General features: G+C 66.3%; 21 protein-coding genes. 9 read left to right on the forward strand and 12 right to left on the reverse strand.

What is annotated here, in order from left to right; translation table 11 throughout:
* Window positions 1–70: 70 nt before the first annotated feature.
* Window positions 71–775, reverse strand: coding sequence for a 7-cyano-7-deazaguanine synthase QueC (gene queC, locus AX767_RS05990; protein WP_068629540.1), 705 nt, complete (start codon window positions 773–775; stop codon window positions 71–73).
* A gap of 102 nt (window positions 776–877) precedes the next feature.
* On the opposite strand from queC, the gene AX767_RS05995 reads away from it, so the two are divergent.
* A complete protein-coding gene (locus AX767_RS05995; RefSeq protein WP_068633397.1) occupies window positions 878–1,288 on the forward strand; it encodes a DUF2177 family protein in 411 nt (136 codons plus the stop codon).
* 15 nt (window positions 1,289–1,303) lie between these two features.
* Here the strand turns inward: AX767_RS05995 and AX767_RS06000 are convergent, their stop codons facing one another.
* Together AX767_RS06000 and AX767_RS06005 are read right to left on the reverse strand one after the other, a co-directional pair.
* The gene (locus tag AX767_RS06000; RefSeq protein ID WP_068629542.1) at window positions 1,304–1,768 is read right to left on the reverse strand and encodes a cyanophycin metabolism-associated DUF1854 family protein; all 465 of its coding nucleotides are present in this window, start codon (window positions 1,766–1,768) and stop codon (window positions 1,304–1,306) included.
* Window positions 1,768–4,047 carry a cyanophycin metabolism-associated ABC transporter gene (locus AX767_RS06005; RefSeq protein ID WP_068629544.1) on the reverse strand — a complete coding sequence of 760 codons (2,280 nt, stop codon included), beginning with the start codon at window positions 4,045–4,047 and terminating at the stop codon, window positions 1,768–1,770. Before AX767_RS06005 ends, AX767_RS06000 begins: the two co-directional genes overlap by 1 nt.
* Window positions 4,048–4,097: 50 nt before the next feature.
* Here AX767_RS06005 and AX767_RS06010 point away from each other — a divergent pair, with 50 nt between their 5' ends.
* The 4 genes from AX767_RS06010 (at window position 4,098) to AX767_RS06025 (ending at window position 9,854) form a co-directional block, all read left to right on the forward strand.
* Window positions 4,098–6,338 (forward strand): cyanophycin synthetase, encoded by a 2,241-nt coding sequence (locus tag AX767_RS06010; RefSeq protein WP_068629546.1) that lies wholly within the window; start codon window positions 4,098–4,100, stop codon window positions 6,336–6,338.
* A gap of 10 nt (window positions 6,339–6,348) precedes the next feature.
* Complete coding sequence (gene cphA, locus AX767_RS06015; protein WP_068629548.1) at window positions 6,349–8,916, forward strand: cyanophycin synthetase; 2,568 nt, start codon at window positions 6,349–6,351, stop codon at window positions 8,914–8,916.
* 130 nt (window positions 8,917–9,046) lie between these two features.
* Window positions 9,047–9,433 carry a hypothetical protein gene (locus AX767_RS06020; RefSeq protein WP_068629549.1) on the forward strand — a complete coding sequence of 129 codons (387 nt, stop codon included), beginning with the start codon at window positions 9,047–9,049 and terminating at the stop codon, window positions 9,431–9,433.
* Window positions 9,434–9,464: 31 nt separating this feature from the next.
* Window positions 9,465–9,854: a hypothetical protein gene (locus AX767_RS06025; RefSeq protein WP_068629552.1), complete on the forward strand. Its 390-nt coding sequence runs from the start codon at window positions 9,465–9,467 to the stop codon at window positions 9,852–9,854.
* Window positions 9,855–9,942: 88 nt separating this feature from the next.
* Here the strand turns inward: AX767_RS06025 and AX767_RS21525 are convergent, their stop codons facing one another.
* Together AX767_RS21525 and AX767_RS06035 are read right to left on the reverse strand one after the other, a co-directional pair.
* Window positions 9,943–10,215: a hypothetical protein gene (locus tag AX767_RS21525; RefSeq protein ID WP_168164806.1), complete on the reverse strand. Its 273-nt coding sequence runs from the start codon at window positions 10,213–10,215 to the stop codon at window positions 9,943–9,945.
* Window positions 10,158–10,373, reverse strand: coding sequence for a hypothetical protein (locus tag AX767_RS06035; protein WP_156480970.1), 216 nt, complete (start codon window positions 10,371–10,373; stop codon window positions 10,158–10,160). Before AX767_RS06035 ends, AX767_RS21525 begins: the two co-directional genes overlap by 58 nt.
* 206 nt (window positions 10,374–10,579) lie before the next feature.
* Here AX767_RS06035 and AX767_RS06040 point away from each other — a divergent pair, with 206 nt between their 5' ends.
* The 3 genes from AX767_RS06040 (at window position 10,580) to AX767_RS06050 (ending at window position 12,507) form a co-directional block, all read left to right on the forward strand.
* A complete protein-coding gene (locus AX767_RS06040; protein ID WP_068629557.1) occupies window positions 10,580–11,158 on the forward strand; it encodes a DUF3455 domain-containing protein in 579 nt (192 codons plus the stop codon).
* Between the two features lie 81 nt (window positions 11,159–11,239).
* Window positions 11,240–11,803: a sigma-70 family RNA polymerase sigma factor gene (locus tag AX767_RS06045; RefSeq protein WP_068629559.1), complete on the forward strand. Its 564-nt coding sequence runs from the start codon at window positions 11,240–11,242 to the stop codon at window positions 11,801–11,803.
* Window positions 11,791–12,507, forward strand: coding sequence for an anti-sigma factor (locus AX767_RS06050; RefSeq protein WP_068629561.1), 717 nt, complete (start codon window positions 11,791–11,793; stop codon window positions 12,505–12,507). The genes AX767_RS06045 and AX767_RS06050 overlap by 13 nt, the downstream gene beginning before the upstream one ends.
* Before the next feature lie 17 nt (window positions 12,508–12,524).
* On the opposite strand, the gene AX767_RS06055 is transcribed toward AX767_RS06050, so the two are convergent.
* Window positions 12,525–13,139 carry a hypothetical protein gene (locus tag AX767_RS06055; RefSeq protein ID WP_068629563.1) on the reverse strand — a complete coding sequence of 205 codons (615 nt, stop codon included), beginning with the start codon at window positions 13,137–13,139 and terminating at the stop codon, window positions 12,525–12,527.
* Between the two features lie 10 nt (window positions 13,140–13,149).
* Entirely contained in the window at window positions 13,150–14,055 is a 906-nt protein-coding gene (locus AX767_RS06060; RefSeq protein WP_068629565.1) for a protein NO VEIN domain-containing protein, read from the reverse strand.
* Between the two features lie 83 nt (window positions 14,056–14,138).
* On the opposite strand from AX767_RS06060, the gene AX767_RS06065 reads away from it, so the two are divergent.
* Window positions 14,139–14,900 carry a hypothetical protein gene (locus AX767_RS06065; protein ID WP_068629567.1) on the forward strand — a complete coding sequence of 254 codons (762 nt, stop codon included), beginning with the start codon at window positions 14,139–14,141 and terminating at the stop codon, window positions 14,898–14,900.
* Here the strand turns inward: AX767_RS06065 and AX767_RS06070 are convergent.
* The 5 genes from AX767_RS06070 to istA all read right to left on the reverse strand — a co-directional run bounded on the left by AX767_RS06070 (window position 14,876) and on the right by istA (window position 22,555).
* The gene (locus AX767_RS06070; RefSeq protein WP_156480971.1) at window positions 14,876–15,835 is read right to left on the reverse strand and encodes a phytochelatin synthase family protein; all 960 of its coding nucleotides are present in this window, start codon (window positions 15,833–15,835) and stop codon (window positions 14,876–14,878) included. The two genes, AX767_RS06065 and AX767_RS06070, sit on opposite strands and share 25 nt — an antisense overlap.
* 39 nt (window positions 15,836–15,874) lie before the next feature.
* Window positions 15,875–18,991, reverse strand: coding sequence for a type III restriction-modification system endonuclease (locus tag AX767_RS06075; protein ID WP_068629571.1), 3,117 nt, complete (start codon window positions 18,989–18,991; stop codon window positions 15,875–15,877).
* Between the two features lie 118 nt (window positions 18,992–19,109).
* Complete coding sequence (locus tag AX767_RS06080) at window positions 19,110–20,192, reverse strand: ATP-binding protein (protein ID WP_237288566.1); 1,083 nt, start codon at window positions 20,190–20,192, stop codon at window positions 19,110–19,112.
* A 55-nt stretch (window positions 20,193–20,247) separates the two neighbouring features.
* Complete coding sequence (gene istB, locus AX767_RS06085) at window positions 20,248–21,039, reverse strand: IS21-like element helper ATPase IstB (protein ID WP_068629574.1); 792 nt, start codon at window positions 21,037–21,039, stop codon at window positions 20,248–20,250.
* Window positions 21,032–22,555: an IS21 family transposase gene (istA, locus tag AX767_RS06090; RefSeq protein ID WP_068633399.1), complete on the reverse strand. Its 1,524-nt coding sequence runs from the start codon at window positions 22,553–22,555 to the stop codon at window positions 21,032–21,034. The genes istB and istA overlap by 8 nt, the downstream gene beginning before the upstream one ends.
* Window positions 22,556–22,569: the final 14 nt, after the last annotated feature.

A 22,569-nucleotide genomic window follows, 5' to 3' on the forward strand; every position in this document is an offset into this window, starting at 1 on the left:
AACAGCCTGAAGCTACCGTCGCCGAACCCGATTCTGGGGCACGAAATAACGTAAATACGCTACCAATGCATCAACTTACAGCCTGATACCTGTCCCAACCGCGCTGGCGCAAATCGCAGGCGGGGCATTGACCGCAGCCGTAACCCCACGCGTGGCGGTGCGTGCGATCGCCGAGGTAGCAGGTGTGGGTGTCCTCGACGATCAGTTCGATCAGCGGGTCGCCGCCCAGCCGATGCGCCAGTTGCCAGGTCTCGGCCTTGTCGATCCACATGAGCGGCGTCTCGATGACCAGGCGGCGCTCGAGCCCCAGCGACAGCGCCAGCTGCATCGCCTTCATGGTGTCGTCGCGGCAGTCCGGGTAGCCGGAGAAGTCGGTTTCGCAGACGCCGGTGACGATGACCTGCAGACCCCGCCGGTAGGCGAGCGCGCCGGCCAGCGTGAGGAACAGCAGGTTGCGACCCGGCACAAAGGTGTTGGGCAGTCCGTCGGCCTGCATGGCGAAGGCGACCTCTTCGGTGAGCGATGACCCGCCGAGCTGGTGCAGCGCATCGACCGTCAGCAGGTGGTCTTCGCCCAACCGGGGCGCCCATGCGGGAAAGCGCTCGCGCAGGGCAGCCAGCACCTTCGTGCGGGCATCGAGTTCGATCCGGTGGCGCTGGCCGTAGTCGAAGCCCAGTGTCTCCACCCGCTGGTATTTGGTGAGCGCTTCGGCCAGGCAGGTGGTCGAGTCCTGGCCTCCGGAAAAGAGGACGAGGGCGGTGGTGTGCATCGGCATTTTTTGCGATCGGCAAGCGGCTGTGCGGTGAGCGGCCACGGGGTCGTAGGTGAAGCGCGCGATTTTCGCAGCAGCCCAGGCGCCGCCGATACGATGCCGCGCATGACCACCAAATACCTCGTTGCCTGGGCCGCCACTTTCATCGTGATGCTGGCCATCGATCTGCTCTGGCTCGGCGTGATCGCCAAGTCTTACTACCAGCAGGCCATGGGCACCCTGATGTCGCCCGAACCACGACTTGGCGTGGCGGCGCTGTTCTACCTCATGTACCCGGTCGGCCTCACGATTTTCGCGGTCACGCCGGGCGTGGCGGCCGACAGCGTCGCGCGCGCGGCGGTCCTGGGCGCCCTCTTCGGCCTCTTCGCCTATGCGACCTACGACCTCACCAACCTCGCGGTGGTGCGCGACTGGCCCGTGACGCTGTCCTTCGTCGACATGGCCTGGGGGACCTTCGCAAGCGCGGTGGCATCGGCCGCCGGCGCGTATGCGATACGCTGGTTCGCCTCGCGCTGAGGCACCACCGGCGGTTCAGAGGAAGCGTTCGAGCAACTTGCGCGAGCCGCGGTCCAGCGCCTTGACGTCGGGAATGCGGAACTGAACGCCGTGCGCGGTGGCGATCAACAGCGCGCCGCCTTCGAGCCGGCGGATGTCTTCCTCGGCCTTCAGCACGAAGCGCGTGTCGCCGCGGTCGGTGCTGATGGTCCAGGTGCTCGGCACGCCGAAACTCGACACCGCGTGCAGTCGCTTCAGCGTCGGCGCGAAGTCGCGCACCGCGAGGTCTTCCGTCAACAGCGCGCGCGCGTCGGCGGAGAGGTCGTCGAGCCGTTCGAGCCAGACGAGCTCCTTGCCTTCGGGGCCGACCAGCGACATGCCCGCATCGGGCGCCGTCAGCGGAAACGCGCGGACCGGCACGATGCCCACATGGCGACGGCCTTCGGCATCGGTCAGCACGAGCTGGCCGAAAGGGTCGCGTTCGATCTTGAAGTCGACCATCAGGCTTCTCCCGCGGGGTGCGCCGCATGGTTGCTCAGGGCGACGGCCACGCCGATGCGTTCGGCCGCCATCGATCCTGCCATCGGATCGTCGTCCACCTGGCGCAGCTGCGCCTGGTAGAGCCGCCAGTAGGCGCCCTGCTTGTCCATCAGCGCGTCGTGCGGGCCGACCTCGACGATCTCGCCGCGGTCCATCACGACCAGCCGGTCGGCCTTGCGCAGCGTCGACAGCCGGTGCGCGATGGCGATGGTGGTGCGGCCCTTCACGAGGTTGTCGAGCGCCTTCTGGATTTCCTTCTCAGTCTCGGTGTCGACCGCGGACGTGGCCTCGTCGAGGATCAGGATGCGCGGGTCGATCAGCAGCGCGCGCGCGATGCTGATGCGCTGACGCTCGCCGCCCGACAGCCCCTGCCCGCGCTCGCCGACCAGCGAGTCGTAGCCATGCGCAAGGCGCAGGATGAAGTCGTGCGCATGCGCGGCGCGTGCCGCGGCGACGATTTCTTCGCGCGTGGCGTCAGGCTTGCCGTAGGCGATGTTCTGCGCGATGGTGCCGAAGAACAGGAAGGGCTCCTGCAGCACCAGCCCGACGTGGCGCCGGTAGTCGGCCACGGCGAAGCGGCGGATGTCGGTGCCGTCGACCTTGATGGCGCCGTCGGTCACATCGTAGAAGCGGCAGATCAGGTTGACCAGCGTGCTCTTGCCCGAGCCGCTGTGGCCGACCAGCCCGATCATCTCGCCGGGCTCGATGACGAGGTCGAGGTCGCGGATGACGGCGCGCGAGCCGTAGCGGAAGCCCACGTCCTTCATCTCGATGCGGCCCGTCAGGCGCTCGACCTTTACCGGGTGCGCCGGCTCGGGCACGTTGCTCACATGGTCGAGGATGTCGAAGATGCGCTTGGCGCCGGACGCGGCCTTCTGCGTGACCGACACGATGCGGCTCATCGAATCGAGCCGCGTGTAGAAGCGCCCGATGTACGCGATGAAGGCGGTGAGCACACCCACGGTGATGCGTCCGCGCGCCACCTGCCAGATGCCGAAGCCCCAGACCACCAGCAAGCCGATTTCGGTGAGCAGCGACACGCTGGGCGTGAACAGCGACCAGGTCTTGTTGAGCTTGTCGTTGACCTGCAGGTTGTAGGCGTTGGCGGCGTGGAAGCGGTCGGCCTCGCGCTTTTCCTGCGCGAAGGCCTTGACCACGCGGATGCCGGGAATGGTGTCGGCCAGCACGTTGGTCACCTCGCTCCACACCCGGTCGATCTTCTCGAAGCCGGTACGCAGCCGGTCGCGCACCACGTGGATCATCCAGGCGATGAAGGGCAGCGGCACCAACGTGACGACCGCCAGCAGCGGATTGATCGACACGAGGATGACGGCGGTCATGACGATCATCAGCACGTCGGTCAAAAAGTCGAGCGCATGCAAGGAGAGGAACACGTTGATGCGGTCGGTCTCCGAGCCGATGCGCGACATCAGGTCGCCGGTGCGTTTGCCGCCGAAGTAATCGAGCGGCAACGTGAGCAGGTGCTCGTAGGTGGTGGTGCGCAGGTCGGCGCCGATGCGCTCGGACACCAGCGCCAGCAGGTAGGTGCGTGCCCAGCCCAGCCCCCAGCCGGTGAGCGCAGCCGCCAGCAGGGCCGCGAGGAACATGACCACCTTCTCGATCGCGATCTGCTGCCCGTTCTGGAACGGGATCAGGATGTCGTCCATCAGCGGGATCGTGAGGTAGGGCGGCACCAGCGTCGCGGCGGTCGACGCCAGCGTGAGCAGGAAGCCCGCGATCAACTGCTTCCGATACGGCCTGGCGAAGCGGCCGAGCCGCAGCAGCACCCAGGTCGAGGGTGGCGCCTGGCGCTCGGGCTCGCCGATCGACCCATCGTCCGGGTCGGCCGTTGCTGTCGCTTCTGCGACGCCCGCCGCCTGTTGCGCGAACCGCTTTTGCAAACGCAGCGCGGCGGGCTGGTGGCCCAGCGTGTAGCGCCATCGCGCCAGCTGGCCGCCGGCGTCCACCAGGTCGAGCGTGCCGACGCCCGCGTGGTCGACCAGTTGCAGGTCCAGGCCCGCGTCGGCGAGCCGCCACTCGCGCCAGCGGTCGCTGCCGTCGCGCGACAGAATGCGCTGATCGGTCAGTGCGACAACGCCCGAAGAAAACCTCAATTCGGCGTCGAGGTCAACCGTGAGGGTTGCCAGAACGTTTTCCGCGACTGCGAGCCGGATTTTCAGCGCGTCTGAAATCGCCCCCTCTTCTCCCTCCCGGGCCCCGACTGGATCGTGATGTTGCATTGTGTTTATTTGATTTCCTGCCTGGGGGTGAGCGAACCCTTAACGTTTTTATGAACCGTTTCGACGACATCCAACTGCTGCGCATCAACTATCTGCGCGGACCGAACGTGTGGACCTACCGGCCTGTGCTGGAGTCCTGGCTCGATCTGGGCACGCTCGAGGATTTTCCTTCGAACACGATCGACGGTTTCACCGGGCGCCTGACCGCCCTGCTGCCGGCGCTCATCGAGCACCACTGCGGCGTCGGTGAACGCGGCGGTTTCATCCAGCGCCTCAACGAAGGCACCTGGGCGGGCCACGTGCTGGAGCATGTCGTCATCGAACTGCTCAACCTCGCGGGCATGCCGACCGGCTTCGGCCAGACCCGCAGCACGTCGAAGCACGGCGTGTACCGGATGGTGTTCCGGGCGCGCGACGAGCAGGTGGCGCGTGCCGCACTCACCGAAGGCCACCGCCTGCTGATGGCCGCCATCAACGACGACCCGTTCACGCCGGCCGATGTGCAGAAGGCGGTCGATGCGGTCCGGGGCCAGGTCGAGGACTGCTACCTCGGCCCGAGCACCGCCTGCATCGTCGGTGCCGCCACCGACCGCAGCATTCCGCACCTGCGCCTGAACAGCGGGAACCTCGTGCAGCTCGGCTACGGCGCGAGCCAGCAGCGCATCTGGACCGCCGAGACCGACTACACCAGCGCCATCGGTGAATCGATCGCGAGCGACAAGGAACTTACCAAGTCGCTGCTCGCGAGCTGCGGCGTGCCGGTGCCCGAAGGCCGGGTAGTGGAAAGCGCCGAAGAAGCCTGGGAAGCGGCCGAAGACATCGGCCTGCCGGTGGCGGTGAAGCCATCCGACGCCAACCACGGCCGCGGCGTGTCGCTCGAACTCACCACGCGCGAGGAAGTCATGGACGCCTTCGCGGTGGCCGAGCCCGAAGGCAGCGACGTGATGGTCGAGCGCTTCGTGCGCGGCGCCGAGCACCGGCTGCTCGTGGTCGGCGGACAGGTCGTCGCTGCGGCGCGCGGCGAGGTGATCACCGTGACCGGCGACGGCAAGACGAACGTGGTGGCGCTGATCGACAAGCAGCTCAACAGCGACCCACGCCGCGGCGCCGAAGAAGAGTTCCCGCTCGACCTGATCGACCTCGCGACCGACGCCAAGCTGCAGCTCGAACTGCAGCGGCAAAAGCTCGACGGCGCCTCGGTGCCCGAGGCGGGCCGCGTGGTGGTCATTCAACGCAACGGCAACCTCGGAGTCGACTGCACCGACCAGGTCCACCCTGAAGTGGCGCATGCCGCCGTGCTGGCCGCGCGCGTGGTCGGACTCGACATCGCGGGCATCGACCTGGTCGCGCAGGACATCGGCCGACCGCTCGCGGCGCAAGGCGGTGCCATCGTCGAAGTCAACGCCGGCCCCGGCCTGCTGATGCACCTGAAGCCCGCCGTCGGTTCGCCGCGCCCCGTGGGTCGCGCGATCTGCGACCACCTTTTTCCGGACGAGGCGTCCGGCCGCATTCCGGTCATCGGCGTGGCGGGCTCGCAAGACACCGCCGTGTTGGCGCGCCTGGTCGCCTGGCTGCTCGGCCTCGGCGGCCACTACACGGGCCTGGCCTGCCGCGATGGCCTGTTCCTCGAACGCCGCCGCGTCGACGCGCGCGACAGCGCCCACTGGGAAGCCGGCCACCGCCTGCTCGTGAACCGCGCCGTGCAAGCCGTGGTGATCGAAAACGGCGCCGCCAGCATCCTGCGCGACGGCCTGGCCTACGACCGCTGCGAAGTCGGCATCGTGACCGACCTCGAAGGCGCAGGGGCGCTCGCCGAGTTCGACATCACCGAGAGCGACCAGATGGTCAAGGTGCTGCGAACGCAGGTCGATGTGGTGCTGGCCGAAGGCACCGCCGTGCTGAACGCAGCCGACCCGCGCGTCGCCGGCCTCGCGCCGCTGTGCGATGGCGCCGTCATTCTTTATTCCACCGATCCGCAAGCACCGGCGCTGTCCACGCACCAGTCCACCGGCGGCAAGGCCGTGCTGGTACGGCAAGACCGCGTGGTGCTGGCCAACGGCAGCAGCGAATCGTTCCTGCCCGGCCTCGGTCGCCTCACCGTCTGGCGCGCGACGCACATCGGCGTCAGCCTCGAGAGCCTGCTGGCGGCAGTCGCCGCGGCCTGGGCGCTCGGCATTCCGCTGAACCTGATCGGCGCCGGCGTCGAAGCCTTCGAAGCCGACCTGAACGCGGCGCTTGCGTCGCTCCAGCTGTCGCAGTCGGCGTCGCTGACATCCCCCCAACTTTCCTGAGACGCCCGGCATGGAAGTCACCCGCATCCGCGCCCTTCGCGGCCCCAACCTCTGGAGTCGCCACACGACGATCGAGGCCATCGTCACCTGCGAGGGCGACGAGAACGCCGTCGAGCGGCTGCCCGGTTTCGAAGCGCGGCTGCGCGCGCTGTTCCCGAACATCGGCGAACTGCATCCGATCGTGCTGGGCCATCCGCTGGCGCTCGCGCATGTCCTCGAGAACGCAGCCATGGCCTTGCAGGCGCAGGCCGGTTGCGCGGTCAATTTCGGCCACACGGCGCCCACGCCGGAGGCCGGCGTCTACCAGGTCACGGTGCAGTACAGCGAAGAATCGGTCGGCCGCCGTGCCGTCGCGCTGGCCGAAGAACTGATCAACGCCGCGCTGCACAACAACGCCTTCGATGCCGACGCCGCCGTGGCCGAGTTGCGCGACGAAGACGAGTCCGAGCGCCTCGGCCCGAGCACCGGCTCGATCGTCGACGCCGCGGTGGCGCGCGGCATTCCCTACCGCCGCCTCACGCGCGGCAGCCTCGTGCAGTTCGGTTGGGGTTCGAAGCAGCGCCGCATCCAGGCCGCCGAGATCGACAGCACCAGCGGCGTGGCCGAATCCATCGCGCAAGACAAGGAACTCACCAAGCAATTGCTCAATGCCGCCGGCGTGCCGGTGCCGCTCGGCCGCCCGGTCGCCGATGCCGACGACGCCTGGGCAGCGGCGCAAGACATCGGCCTGCCCGTCGTGATCAAGCCGCAGGACGGCAACCAGGGCAAGGGCGTGACGGTGAACATCACGTCGCGCGAGCAGCTCGTGGCCGCCTACGACTCCGCCGCGCACTACGGCGAAGTGATGGTCGAGAAATTCCTGCCGGGCTTCGACTTCCGTTTGCTGGTGGTCGGCGACAAGCTGGTCGCCGCGGCGCGCCGCGACCCGCCGCAAGTGATCGGTGACGGCACCTGCACCGTGCGCCAGCTGGTCGACACCGTCAACCTCGATCCGCGCCGCGGCGTAGGCCACGCGACCTCGCTCACGAAGATCCGGCTGGACGACATCGCGATCGGCCGCCTCGAATCGCAAGGCCTCACGCCCGACAGCGTGCCCGCGCGCGGCCAGCGCGTGGTGCTGCGCAACAACGCCAACCTCTCGACCGGCGGCAGCGCGACCGATGTGACCGACACGGTGCACCCCGAAATCGCCGCGCGCGCGGTCGATGCGGCGCAGATGGTCGGCCTCGACATCTGCGGCGTCGACATGGTCTGCGAGAACGTGCTGCGGCCACTCGAGGAGCAGCACGGCGGTGTGGTCGAAGTGAACGCGGCACCGGGCCTTCGCATGCACATCTCGCCGTCGTTCGGCCGCGGCCGCGCGGTCGGCGAGGCGGTGATGGACACGCTCTACGCGCAAGGCGACAACGGCCGCATTCCGGTCGTCGCAGTCACCGGGACGAACGGCAAGACCACCACCGCGCGCCTCATCAACCACCTGCTCGCCTCGAGCGGCCTCCGAACGGGCATGACCAACACCGACGGCGTGTACGTCGACGGCCGGCAGACCGACAGCGGCGACTGCAGCGGCCCGAAGAGCGCGCGCAACGTGCTCATGCACCCCGACGTGGATGCCGCCGTGTTCGAAGTGGCGCGCGGTGGCGTGCTGCGCGAAGGCCTCGGCTTCGACCGCTGCCAGGTGGCGGTGGTCACCAACATCGGCAGCGGCGACCACCTCGGCCTGAACTACATCACCACAGTGGAAGACCTCGCGGTGCTCAAGCGCGTGATCGTGCGCAACGTGTCCGACGACGGCCACGCGGTGCTCAACGCGGCCGACCCGATCGTCGCGGCCATGGCCGCCGGCTGCCCGGGCCGAGTGATCTTTTTCGCGGCCGATCGGCAACACGCTGTCATGGCCACGCATCGCGCACAGGGCAAGCGCACCGTGTACGTCGACCAGGACGTGCTGGTCGCCGCCGAAGGCTCGTGGCGCGAACGCATTCCACTGCGCGACGTGCCGATCACGCGCGGCGGCAGCATCGGGTTCCAGGTCGACAACGTCATGGCGTCCGTCGCGGCCGCGTGGGCCGTGGGCCTGGACTGGGACACGATCCGCAGCGGCCTCGCGAGCTTCATGAACGACGCGGCCGGCGTGCCCGGCCGCTTCAACGTGATGGCGTACCGCGGTGCCACCGTGATCGCCGACTACGGCCACAACACCGATGCGATGCGCGCGCTGGTGTCGGCCGTCGACACCATGCCGGCGCACAAGCGCTCGGTCGTGATCAGCGGCGCCGGCGACCGCCGCGACAGCGACATCCGCGACCAGACCGCCATCCTCGGCCAGGCCTTCGACGATGTGATCCTGTACCAGGACGCGGCGCAACGCGGGCGCGCCGATGGCGAAGTCATGGCGCTGTTGCGGCAAGGCCTGCAAGGCGCATCGCGCACCCGGCACATCGAGGAAATCCGCGGCGAGTTCATCGCGATCGACACCGCGCTGGCGCGCCTGCAGCCGGGCGACCTGTCGCTGATCCTGGTCGACCAGGTCGAGGAAGCCCTGGCGCACCTGGCCAAACGCATCGCAGAAGGCTGACCGCACATCTGGCAGGCTTGCCAGACACGTCCGACACGAATCGGCGCGCCCCGAGCGATGGGAACGCCGCGGCGTCCCACAGTCGACCGTGGGCTCGTGGCTCAGTGTGCATGGCAACTCAAGGAATCCCATGAACAAGATCACTCGCACCGCTCTGGCCCTCGGCTTTGGCATCTGCACCGCCACCGCTTTCGCTCAGACGACCGGCGCACCCGGCTCCGCCGCCCGCATGCAAAGCGAGCGCGCGACCTGCGACGGCACGCAACAGGACAAGGCCGCGTGCCTGCGCGAGGCAGGCGCGGCTCGCCAGGAAGCCGGCCGCAACGGACTGACCAGCGACGGCCGCGCCGGCAACAACGCCAACGCGATGGCGCGCTGCGACCTGCAACCGATGGCCGATCGGGCCGATTGCGAAGCGCGCTTGCGCGGTGCCGCCGGCAGCAGCACGACGACCAGCGGCAGCGTGATGGGCGGCGGCGTCATTCGTGAAACCGTCACCCCGGTTCCTGCCAAGTAACCGCCGCCAGGACACACGTCGAGGAGCAACCATGAAGCAAGTCATTCAGCGTTCCGCCATCGCAGCGCTGATCGCGGTCAGCGGCATCGTCGGTGCGAGTGCAGCGTCGGCTGCCGGCCCGCGCCGCGCGGCGGATTCCAGCACTTACCAGCAGGAAGTTGCGGTGTGCGGGCACATTCAGCAAGACCGCGCCGCCTGCATTCGCGAAGCGGGCGCCGCGCGCCAGGCCGCGGCGCGCGGCGACCTCTCCAATCCGCCGGACTACCGGCGCAATGCGATGGCGCGTTGCGCTGCGCAAGAGCCGGTCGATCGCGCCGCCTGCGAGGCGCGCGTGCAAGGTGCCGGTCGCACGTCTGTCGAGGGCAGTGTGCTGGGTGGCGGGCTGATCTACGAAACGGTAACGCCTATCCCGCCGCGCTGAACCCGGCTCGCACCCATGAAAAAGGCGGACTGTGTCCGCCTTTTTTTCGGGGCGCTTGATGCGCCCGATTTCCGGGTCCGTCAGGCCGTCACTTCGTCGCCCCGCCGAAAGGCGGCAGCTCCCATGCGGTGGACGATGCGTCCGCCGGCGCCGCGAGCACGAGGGCTGCGGCCGAAGCGATGGAGACGATGAGGATGGCGATGTAGTGGCTCATGGGCAGGTAGTTTTGCGGCACCGCATCAAATGGCCTGTCAGCCGCTGCCTCAGCCGTGCGCCCGGCACCATCCACGAACATGCCGCCGTTCACCACAGCCGCCACGCCGACCGGCGAATGACGCGCGGCGCTTCGAGCGTGCCGCATTCGGTCGGCGCCGTGTCAGTAAAACGGCGCCGGATTTCGGCTTCGTGCGCCTGGGCTTTTTCACGCGCGTTCTTCACGCCGTGCGTCGCATCCCGGCGCCAGGCGAAGGAACGCACGAGCAATTGGTTATCGCAGAGGAGGCCAGGTGCAGTAGTCATGCGGCGATTCTTGTCGGCAATGGCCTGAACCCCGTGAGAACCCTGACACGGTTGCACGCTCCGAAAACACGAATGGCGCCTTCGCGTGACATTCTTCCGCTGGATAGCCGCCGATTTTTTTTGACACGGGTGCATCCGGCAGCGCATCCGGCGTGTAGAGCCAGTGGCAGCAAATGTGCTGCTTCCTTTTCACTGGAGAAAATCAAATGCGCACACCCCACGTTTCACGTCTTGTCGCGGTTCCGGCCGTCCTGTCTGCCGTCGCACTGCTCGCCGCCTGCGGCTCCATGGGCGGCTCCGGCGCCATGGGCACCAGCTTCAACCAGTCGTCGCTGCCGGCGTCGATCCAGGTGCCACCCGGCAACAAGGTCGCCATGGAAACTGTCGGCATGGGCGACGTCACCTACGAATGCCGTGACAAGGCCAACGCGCCCGGCCAGACCGAATGGGTTTTCGCGGGCCCGGATGCCAAACTGATGGATCGCAGCGGCAAGCAGGTCGGCAAGTACTACGGTCCGCCGGCCACGTGGGAAGCCATGGATGGTTCCAAGCTGACCGCCACGCAGCTCGCCGTCGCGCCATCGAGCCCGACCTCGCTGCCCTACCAGCTGGTCAAGGCCAATCCGGCCATGGGCAGCGGTGCGATGACCGGCGTGACCTACATCCAGCGCGTCGCACTCACGGGTGGCGTGGCACCTTCGGCCATGCCTTGCACGCCCGCCACCAAGGGCCAGAAGCAGACGGTCAAGTACCAGGCCGACTACATCTTCTGGAAGGCCTCCTGACCGAGGGCACCGAGGCCGCATCGCGGCGGTGAAGCGCGGCTCGAATACCATCGAGCCCTCTTTCATCCGCCGCGATCGACCTTGCCGCCTGCCGACCACTTCGACTACGACGCCGCACTGATGGCCTGCGCCCAAGGCGACCGCCAGGCCCTGCACCGCCTCTACGAGCGCGAAGCGCGGTTCCTGCTGGGCGTGGCGCTGCGCATCGTGCGCACGCACCACCGTGCAGAAGACGTATTGCACGACGCGTTCCTGAGCATCTGGCAACGCGCGGCGACCTTCGATCCCACCCGCGGCGAAGGCCGCGGCTGGATCTACAGCGTGGTGCGTAATGCCGCGCTCAACATGGTGCGCAGCACCTCGCGCGAAATCACGGTCGACGAAGACACCGGCGCGGCGCTGGACGACGACGCTGCGCTCGCAGCCTATGCGACGACGGCCGATCCGTTCGAGCTGCGCGCCGACCTCGGCCGGCTGCACGGCTGCCTCGCGGGCCTGGAGCCGGCGCGCCGCGACTGCATCCTCTACGCGTACGTCGAAGGGTGTTCGCACTCGGAGATTGCCGAGCGCACACGCACGCCGCTCGGTACCGTGAAGGCGTGGATTCAACGCGGCATGAAGACCCTGCGGGAATGCATGTCGTGAACGAAGACATCGACGCCCTCGCGGCCGACTATGTGCTCGGCACGTCCAGCGCCGCCGAGCGCCGGGCGGTGGAGGCGCGCCTCGCGCACGACGCCGCGCTGCGCGACGCGGTGCAGGCCTGGGAAGCGCGCTTGCTGCCGCTCGCCTCGCTGGCGCCTCCCGTGGAGCCGTCACCGGCGCTGTGGCAACGCATCGACCAGAGCCTCGCCGCTACCTCGGACGCGAAACCCGTTCAGCGCCCTGCGCCCCGCCCGAACTGGTGGAACAACCTCACCCTGTGGCGCGGCATGACCGGCGCGGGTTTCGCCACCGCCGCCGTGCTGGCCTCGGTGCTGGCGTTGCGCATCGCCGCACCGCCACCCTCCCCCGAATTCATGGTCGTGCTGGTCGAACCGCAAGGCAAGGCGCCGGGCTACGTGATCCAGACGAACGCGGCGCGCCAGCTCAGCCTCGTGCCGCTGGGCACCGCGACGGTCCCCAGCCAGAAGTCCCTTCAGTTCTGGACCAAGGCCGACCAGTGGCGCGGGCCGGTGTCGCTCGGCCTGGTCAAGCCCGGCCAGACGCTGCGGGTTCCGCTGAACCAGCTTCCGCCGCTGGAAGCCAACCAGTTGTTCGAACTCACGCTGGAGCCGGAAAACGGCTCGCCGATCGACCGGCCGACCGGCCCGATCCAGTTCATCGGCCGGGCCGTCAAGGTCTTGTAGCCGCCCGGCGCGGGCGGTCAGCCTGCCGTGCGCAGCTGCTCGGCGTTCTGCGCCATGTCAGCCGCTTCGACGACCTGCTGGATCGACAGCGACCCGGCGAGTTCGACATCGCCGGCCAGCACGCTCTGCAGCGCTTCCTGGCCCGTGCGCCCGGCCAGCCAGGCGAACGCCGAGGTGATCGACCCCCCGCCGAACTTCGCACGCAACGCCTTCGAAGCCGCGCGGCTGACCTCGGCGAACGCATCGTGGTCGGCGGCGGCCGAAGCCGCGCGAACGACGACGCAGAACGCCTCCAGCTTGTCCGCTTCGGTGCGCAACCGACGCGCCCTGGCCGCGCTCTGCGGCGCGGGTGAAACGAGCGCTGCTTCCAGCGCCTCGGTGAAAAACTGGAAATCGCGGCCCTCGGTCTCTTCGACGTGGGAACGTGACACGACGACGACCGCGCGGCCGCGCGACCCGGAGGCACGCCCGGCGGCGGCCTGTGCAGCGTCTGCCTCGGCCGGTGCCCACGCCAGCAGCGGCGACGACGGGCTGCCGTGCACCGCCCAGCGCCCGCCCGCGTTGAGGCAACGCACATAGCGATCGGGCGCGCCTTCCGGCAGCGAAAGAAACAGGGACGGTTGCGGTGCCATCGCCTGTGGCCTACAGCGCGAGGCCCGGCGCCTTGTCGATCTCGTCGGGCTTGTAGAGCTTGTGCTGCGCGGCGGGGCCGATGGCGTCGGACACGACGGCCAGGCGCCACGGGTCGCCCTTGCTGGCGCACGCGCGCTCCTCGCCGGTGAGCTGGAAGCTCGCCACGCCACGGGCAGTGCCCTTGACCGCGAGCTTGAGCAGCGTGTTGCCTTTCTTGTCGGCGACCTCGATGTCGTAGCCGAGCTTCTGGTCGACCACGTTGGCGGCCTTGTAGCCGTAGCCCGCGAAATGCCGGGTGAGGTACTCCAGTGCCGCGGCCTGAACCGCCTCGGGCGACGCATCGCCCGCGGCGCTTTCGACCACGGGGGCAGGTACGCCGCCCCGCGCACGTGCGGCCTCGATGTCTTCGGCGGTGGGCGCCCAGCCGCGCGGGCCGCGGACCAGCACGGCGATCTTCAGGTCGGTGTCCCAGCTCGCGATGTGCCATTCGTGCTCATCGGGAATGCGCATCGACACCTTGGCGGCCTTGTCGGTCTCCAGATCGGCGATCGGCACGCGGTTGGTCTGCAGCACGGCCCGGACGCCCTGGCCCGCGTCGAGCGTGCGCTTGAGCAGGCCCAGACGGTCCTTGGCGCGCTGGATCTGCAACGCGCTGCGTTCGCCGCCATCGGTGCGGTGCTGTGCATCCAGCGATTCCAGATAAAACCAGTGCCCGTCGGCACTGAGGCTCACGTACTCGGCCCAGAGGGTGGCAATGACGTTGTCCCCGGTCGCCAGCCAGGCGGAGTCGGCGGCTTTCGTGCGCGCATCGAACACGCCCATCTTGGCGATGATTTCGACGGGCGTGCGCTTGTCGCCGAGCAGGCGCTTTTCATTGATGACCGCGAGCACCGCGGGTTCGACTTCTTTGTCCATGGAGGGGAGGATTCTGGCGAGTGATGACCTCGGCAAGTATGCCGCGAAGTGCGCCGCTCCAAGCCTGACTAAACTGCGCCACGATGAGCTTTCCCACCCGGCCGCAGCACGCGCCAGACCGTCTCGTTTCCCATTACCGGAGCGGCGACATCATCCGCAGCCGGAGCGTCGGCGCCCTCGTCCTCTCCAGCGTGCTCGATGTCCCCGCGCCGCCTTCACGGCTCGTGGCCGATTGGGAGCGCGAGACCGCGTCGCGCCTGGCGCTCGAACCCGGCGATGTCGAACCCCTGCCCATGGCCCGCGCCCGTGCGCGCTGGCCGGACTACGCGCGGTGCGTGCAGGCCGTCTCGGCGTGGACCCGCGCGCTCGGACTGGCAGAGGTGCTTGCAGAAAGCGACGTGGCCCTCATGACCTGTCGTGGCGCGCGCTATCACCACGACGCTGCGCAGTACGGCGATGCCGCCTTCTGCAATCTCTTCATGAGCGAAGACAGGAACCTCGATGTGCATTTTCCGAATACCGGGCAGCGCATTGCACTGGTTCGCGGGACCGCCCTGATTTTCGATACCGGTCAGCCGCACGCGGTCGTCGAGCGCGGCACCGAGCACTTCGATACGGCCGACTTCGCGCCGGCCAAAGACTGCACGCAAGTCCTCCTGACATGGGAGCTTCCGATCGAGGACCCTCGGGTCGCGCGCGCACTTGGCATCGCCTTCGACACCGATCCATCGACGGCATCGCAGCTGGAAGAACAGCAAGTGAGGCTGGACGGCGCGCGGGTCGAGGTTTGCCCTCGGTCCGGTCAGTGGCGACCGGCCGACTACGGCGCGGAAACGAGCACGTAGCCGCGGTTTTCGACCGTGTCGAACGTGCGCATGCCCTTGACCAGCACGGCCGTCGGCATCCACACCCAGCCTGCTGCCGCCGGATTGACATCGAGCACGAGGAACGAATCGGACACGGCGTCGTACGCCCCGAGCGGCGAAATGTGCCCGCCGCCCTTTTGCCCGACGGCTTCGCGCCGGTAATTGACGACCACGTAGTCGCCGCCTCGTGCGAGGTTGGCGACCAGGTCGCCGCGAATGGCCTGCTCCGGCATCGCATCGTCGACGACCACGACGCGCGTGGCGAGCGCGTTCCCGCGCAGCATGGCGTCGAACTGCCGCAACTGGTAGCCGAAGTCCCGCACCTGCTTGCCGCCGATGACGACCGGTTCGCCGAGCACCTGCGCACGTGTCTTTTGGCCCTTGTCGATCACGCTGTCCTGCGTGAAGCGCGGCACGATCGGGTCGGCGCCCGGTGGCAAGAACTGCACATCGCTGCTGCGCAACCGCGTGTGGTCGCGGGGCAGGTCGGCGCGCTGCCCGTACACCGTGTTGAGCACGATCGCCGCCGATGTCGGCCCGCAGAACGCACCGTTGTACTGCGGTTCGAACTGGTTGGCGAGCGTGGCGAAATCCACCTTGGCACGAGAGCGTGCCAGACGCGCAACGCCTTCGTCGGACGAAAACGGAACAAGCGCCGCGGACGCGTTCGCCGCTGCGCTCGTGGTCGCGCTTGCCGCGCTCGCCGTGGAATCCGCCGTGGTCGCGCCGCCGACGGCGCAGCCCGACAACAGCGCTGCCGCCGCAAGCAAGCCTGCGGCGGCAGCGCGTCGGGTTGGGAGCAAACGGACGATGTCGAAGCGGTCGAGGTTCATGGCCTGAGGGTACGCCGTCACGAAGGTATGCACAGCCGAAGTCGCCGATCGAATGCCGGGCAGCGGCGCGTCGAAGTTCAAGACGCGGCGGGCCTGTGGTCCCTTGTTGCTATCGCCGAGCTACTTCACCAGTTCCATCAGCTTCCCGAAGCTGTCCACCACGTCGTACTTCACGTTCTCAGGCGCGAACTTGCGGTTGATTTCTTCGAAGAACTTGCGGGCGCACTGGATCTTGGTGGCTTCGATCGGCCGTAAATCCATCGACGACATCGAGCCCTTGGTCTCAGCGACGAAGTACACGTGCTTGACCGCACCTTCTTGGAAGGAAATGGCCCAGTCGGGGTTGTAGTCACCGACAGGCGTCGGGATCAGAAAACCCCTCGGCAGCTTGGCGTAGACCACGACCTCCTTGCAGGTGTCCAGTTCCGTCACAAAGTCGCGCTCGACCTTGGAATCGGTCAGGACGAAGTCGTAGATGTGGCGCGTGAGCTTCTCGCCCGCTTTGCTGAAGTCCTGCTTGGTCTGGCCGGTGGTGAAGATGTCCAGATCGAAGCGGCCATCCACGGCGTCATAGGCCAGGTGCTCGATGATCACCGTGGCCTTCTGTTCGTTGATCAGACGGATCGCCTCGGCAATGAAGTTCTCCGGATTGGTCTTGAACTGTGCGAACACAGCGACGTTGATGCCTTTCAGAATCTCGACCACGGTGCGTCGGGTCAGCAATGTGCCTTCGGCCAGTTTGCCCACCAGGTCGTACTTCACGGCCGACTGGATGGAATACGCGTTCGTCTCGGTCTCAGTCGCTTTGAGGACGAAAGCGCCGCCTTCCTTGAGACCGTCATAGGTCACCTGTGCCGCCTGCTCACCCTTCTGGATGGTGTATTGCAACGGGGTCACCCGAAGTTCGTCGTCCATGGCCTGCACGGCCTTCTGCACCAGTTCGGCGGAATCGAAGGACACGCTGTATGCCGCCTTGCGGTTGATGCGGTTCCACAGCGCCTTGAATTCCTGCTTGTCGAAGTTGGCGTTCGTCTCCAGCTTCTTGGCCTTGCGTCCATCTTCCGGCACCATCAACTGGCCTTCGCTGAACACGCTGTCGATCAGCTTGAACACCGGCTCCGCCAGCGGCATCAGTTCGTCCGGCAGTGGCGCGAGCGTGCCGTCTGCCTTGGCTTCGTGATACTTCGCCGTGATGGTGCGCTTCTTGTCGACGTAGCCGTTCTGGATCAGATAGAACTCGATGTCCGTCGCCTGGTCGTCGGAAACGGTCACCGTGCCGTCCGCCGTGGTCAGCACCTTGCCTGCGAAATACGCCTTGTCAGCCACCTTGGGCCGCGCCGACAGCGAATCGCTGATGTCCCGCTGCAGTGCGGCCACGAAGTCCTTGTAGCTCTCGCTCGCCACCACGGTCAGCACGTTCACGTCGTGCACGGTGGCGGGGTTGTCCATGCGATCGCCCGTCTGGTTCACCGACAGGCGAAGGCCACGCCCCACCTCTTGTCGACGGGAGATGGTGTTGTCGCTGTGCTTCAGCGCGCAGATCACAAAGACGTTCGGGTTGTCCCAACCCTCGCGCAGGGCCGAATGCGAAAAGATGAAGCGCACATTCTTCCTGCTGCGCGTGACCTCGTCATCATTGACCGCCGGCCATGAGAGCAGCGCTTCCTTGTCCTTCAAGATCAGGTCGTACGCGTCCACGTCGTTGGACCGACCCGCGTTTTCCCCGCGCTTCTCCATGTCCGGATCGGTGAGCCGCTTGGTCTTCTTGTCGATGGAGAAATAGCCGCTGTGCGTGCGGGCCGCGTCAATGCCCTTGAGGTAGCGCATGTACGGGCTGTCCTCCAGCTCCAGCACGTCGTTGAGCTGCTGGTTGTATTCCTCCTCGAAGATGCGCGCGTACTCACCCTTTTCGTCTGCTGCCGCGTAGTCGCGGTACTTGCTCACCTCGTCGATGAAGAACAGCGTGAGCACCTTCACGCCCTGCGCAAACAACGCCTCTTCCTTGTCGAAGTGCGCGCGGATGGCCTCCCGTATCTGGATGCGGCGCAAGACCGCCTCGTTCACGTCACCGTAGGCATCGCCGACCATCAGCTCCACGCCGTTGGCAAAACTCAAGGTGTCGGTGTTGGCGTTGATGTCTGAAACGACGAAGCCCTGGTACTGGTTCAGTTCCTCCGACAGCACAAACAGATTGCTGCCCTTGCCGATCTTGCGCACCACACGCTTGATCTCGCCGTTGGCCAGCTTCTGCTCGAATTCGACCCGCGCCTCGGGCGGCTTCTTGGTCGAGATGTCGATGGACTGCAGGTACAAATAGGCGTTGGTGCCGGCCAAGCCTTTGACCGCGATGCCGCGCACAGCGATTTTCTTCACCAGCTTTTGGTTGTAAGCATCCAGTGCGTCCAGCCGATGGATTTTGTTGTGCGTCGTCTTGTGGGTGGCCGAGTAGCGCAGCACCATCAGCGGCTTGAAGTTGACCAGCGAGTCCAGTGTCTTGCCGCCCTCCATCTTCTGCGGCTCATCCAGGATCAGCACCGGCCGGTTGGCGCTGATCACGTCGATCGGGCGGCGGCTCTGGAAGTCGTCCAGCTCTTCATAGATGCGCCGCGCGTCCTGCCCGGTGGCATTGAACGCCTGCACGTTGATCACCATCACGTTGATGCCCGCGTCCGATGAGAAGCTCTCCAAGTAGTGCAGCTGCTTGGAGTTGTAGATGAAGAAGCGCGCCTTCTTCTGGTAGATCTCCAAAAAGTGCTCGGCCGTGATCTCCAGCGACTTCGCCACCCCTTCGCGGATGGCGATGCTGGGCACGACGATGATGAACTTGCTCCAGCCATACAGCTTGTTCAGCTCGAAGATCGTGCGGATGTAGCAGTAAGTCTTGCCCGTGCCGGTCTCCATCTCCACATCCAGATTCACCTTGGCCACCTTGGTCTTGACGAGTGCGGTGGACTGCGGCAGGTTCTGCTGGCGCTGCACCTGCTGAATGTTCGTCAGCAAGTCCATCTCGGACAGGGCGATGTCGGCATTGCGGAACGCCGCTTCCGTGTCTTGTTCGGCCACACCGACCGGGTCGAGCGGCAGCGCCGCTTGCGGGCTGGCGGGCCGGGCTGGCTGCGCGCCAAGGTCCAGCCGGTAGCGGATGCCGCCATGCGCGGCCATCTGGCCCTTGAAGCAGTCCACCACCGCCTGCACCGCAGCCAGTTGGTAGGCCTGAGTTTTGAATTTGAGCTTCATGCGATGGGTTTTCTCTGCAATTTTCTGCGCCGAGTTGTCTGCAGAGAATCGTAAGTTATTGATTTGAAAGAGATTTCGTCAGAAAAAGGAGGCGCGCAGCCGACTTTTTCTCTACATATCAAAGGGTTTTCTCTGCAAGCGTCCACTGCGGCTTGCGATCGCTGCCCTTGTTCACCACCTCGCCTCTACGCCTGAGCTTTGTAAGCAGGTAGCTGATCTTGGTGATCTTCTGCACCTCGTCCAGCCCGTCGCTGAGCTTGGGCATCAAAAGCCGATTGATCTCCTCGCGAGTGGCCTGACCAAACTGCCGCAGGTAGTCCAACACCAACTTGGCATAGAACTCATCGTCCTGCGCCCGCGTGCGGATGTACTCCGCCTTGCCGGTGGTCGCTTTTGCGATGGCAGCCGACACATGGAAGTTGGGTTTTCGACCCTCAATCAGTCCCCTGCGCTTCAGGCGAGCGACCGCATCGTCAGGGATTGCCAACTTCTTTTGCACACGGTCCAGCGCCAGCACATCGGCCAGCGGCAAGTCGGTATTGAGCATCAGCATCTGGGTGTAAACCGGGTCCACCACGCCGCCATAAATCGTGAGCCGAACCGCAGCGGGATCTGACAAGTCGTAGTCAGGCATGGGCAAGTAGCGCTTGGCCTGCGACAGATGCATGTCATGAATGCCAAAACCCATTTTGTCAATCATGTTCAGGCCCGACATCGCCTCTACCAAAAAGGCGTTGCGGTAACGGCGCGGCAGCCTCTCGCCCAGGCGGTAGTCGTCCGGCTGGCCCTCAAAAAAGCCACCCTCGTTCTCAAAAATCAACCGGTCCGGCTTCTCGACCACCACGATGCGGCCATGGCGCGTGTAGTCCTGGTGGGCAATGCAGTTGTGCAAAGCCTCCAACACCATCTTCTGGTCGTATTTGGAAATTTCGTGCGGCACCAACTGCCCATTTGGCAGCAAGCGCAACTGGATGTTGCGAATCTTCTGGTACAGCGCTGTCGTGTTCAGCAAAAACGGCGCTCCGAAGTGTTCGTAGGCCCGCTCAGGGCCATCGAGTGTCGGCGCCGGTTCAACTTTGACCCACCCTGCCGTTTGAACTTTGACCCGGGGATGGAAGCCGGCATCGTGGATGCCGGCTGTGCATAACTCTACCGTCTTCGTCCTTTCCCGGTTTCCTTTCTGATGACTGATCGCTTGCACGAAGAAGGCGCGAAGGGCGAAGCCCGCAGCGCCTTGTCCCCTTCTGCGGTGTTGCTCAACCGGCGTTTCCAGCCGACGCCTTTCGCTCCTGCTCACGAGCTTTGATGCGCTTCTTCGAGTTGGCAGTGGCGTGCGTGATCCGGTAACTGTCATTGCCCGTCTCCACGATGTGGCAGTGGTGCGTGAGCCGGTCCAGCAATGCTGTCGTCATCTTTGGATCCACGAACACACTGCTCCATTCAGCGAAGTCCAGGTTGGTCGTCACCACGACGCTGGTGTGCTCGTACAGCTTTGAGAGCAGGTGGAACAGCAATGCCCCGCCGGCCTGGCTGAAGGGCAGGTATCCCATCTCGTCGAGCACCACCGCGTCCAGGCGCAGCAGGCTCGCCGCAATGCGCCCCGCTTTGCCCTGGGCCTTCTCCTGCTCGAGTGCGTTCACCAAGTCGACGGTCGAGTAGAAGCGCACACGCTTGCCATGCTGCGTGATGCCCGCCACGCCGATGGCGGTCGCCAGATGGCTCTTGCCCGTGCCGGGGCCACCCACCAACACGACGTTGTGCGCCTCGTCGGTGAAGGCCATTTCGGCCAGTTGCAGCACGAGCTTGCGGTCGACCGCCGAGACCTCGAAGTCGAATCCTGCAAGGTCCCGGTGCACAGGGAACTTCGCCGCGTTCATCTGGTGGGTCACCGAGCGCGTGGCGCGCTCGGTCGTCTCGGCACGCAGCATCTGCTCGACCAGCCAGCGCGAACGCTCCAGCTCGGTGTTGTCCTGCTCCATCAGATCGGCCCAGGTTCCCGCCATGCCGTGCAGGCGCAGCGTCTTGAGTTCGGCGATGACGTCACGCATGACCGGCCTCCCTTATCTTGTTCAAGTCGCGCAGCCGGTCGTAGCGAGCCGTGTCGGCGATCGGCGGCGTCAGCACCTGCAGCGACGTCTCGACGTTCTCTGGCCGCGGCGCCGAGTTCAAACGCGCGAGTACGTTGATGACGTGTTCGACGCTCACACGCCCGGAGGGCGGTGCACCGTCCAGCGCCAGCTCTACGGCCACCAGCACCGCCTCCAGTCCGGCCGTCGGCACCAAGGCCAGCACCCGGGCCATCAGCCGGTCGCCTCCGCTCTCGCGCAAGAGTGCACGACGCAACCGCTGCAATGATTCGGGCAGATCGGTGAACGGTGCGCCATTGCGCAACGCGCCTGGCTTCCTCTGCACCAGCGGCACATAGTGCTGCCAGTCGTAGCGCGTCTTGCTCTTGTCCGTCAGACGCTCATGCTCGGCCACGACACCGTCGCCAGCGACCACCGTCACGCGCGTCGGGTACAGGTGCGTGCTGACCATCTGCCCGGCCAACTCGCATGGCACCGAGTAGCGGTTGCGCGCTACCGACACCAAGCAGGTGCTGCTCACCCGGGCCACCTCCTCGACGTAGCCATCGAACGCGGCCGGCATCGGCATCAACTGCACCCGCTCGTGCTCGAGCATTTCGGCAACGCTGAACTGCTTGTGCTCGGGATGCCGGACTTCTTCCCACAGCGCCCGGCAGCGTTCCCCCAGCCAGGCGTTGAGCTCGTCGAAGCTGGCGAAGCGCCGCTCACGCGCGTCGATCCAGATGCGCCGGCGGCTGTCCTGGACGTTCTTCTCCACCACACCCTTCTCCCAGCCCGAAGCGACGTTGCAGAAGTCCGGGTCGTACAGGTAATGCGCGCACATCACCGCGAAGCGCGCGTTGACGGTGCGGCCCTTGCCCTTGTGCACCTTGTCCACGGCGGTCTTCATGTTGTCGTAGATGCCGCGACGCGCCACACCGCCGAGCGCCGCGAAGGAGCGCGTGTGCGCATCGAACAGCATCTCGTGGCCCTGGCTCGGGTACGCCACCAGCCAGAACGCGCGGCTCGCGCACAGCTTCATGTGCGACACCTGCAGCTTGCGGTACAGGCCCCCGATGACCAGCGACTCGTCGCTCCAGTCGAACTGGAACGCCTCGCCCAGCTCGAAGGTCAACGGCACGAATGCCTTGCCGATTGCAACGCCGCCCTGGCTGGCGCGCCATGTACGAATGAAGTCCGTCAGTTGCGTGTAGCCGCCTTCGTAGCCCGCCGCGGCGATCTGCTGAAGCAGTGCCTTGGCAGTTCGCCGTTCCTTCCTTGGGCGGCGCGCATCGGCCAGCAGCGCCATCTTGATCGTTTCGATGAACGGCGCCAGCTTCGTCGCCGCCGGGCGGCGACGGTACTTCGGTGGCTGCGCCACCGGCGTTCGCAGGTACTTCCTCACCGTGTTGCGCGACAGGCTCGTCGCCCTCACGATCTCGCGCACCGACTTCTTCTCGCGGTGGTGCATCCGCAGGACCTTGCCAATCATGGCCATGGTGATCACTCCTC

Source organism: Variovorax sp. PAMC 28711, from assembly GCF_001577265.1.
Classification (GTDB): Bacteria; Pseudomonadota; Gammaproteobacteria; order Burkholderiales; family Burkholderiaceae_C; genus Variovorax.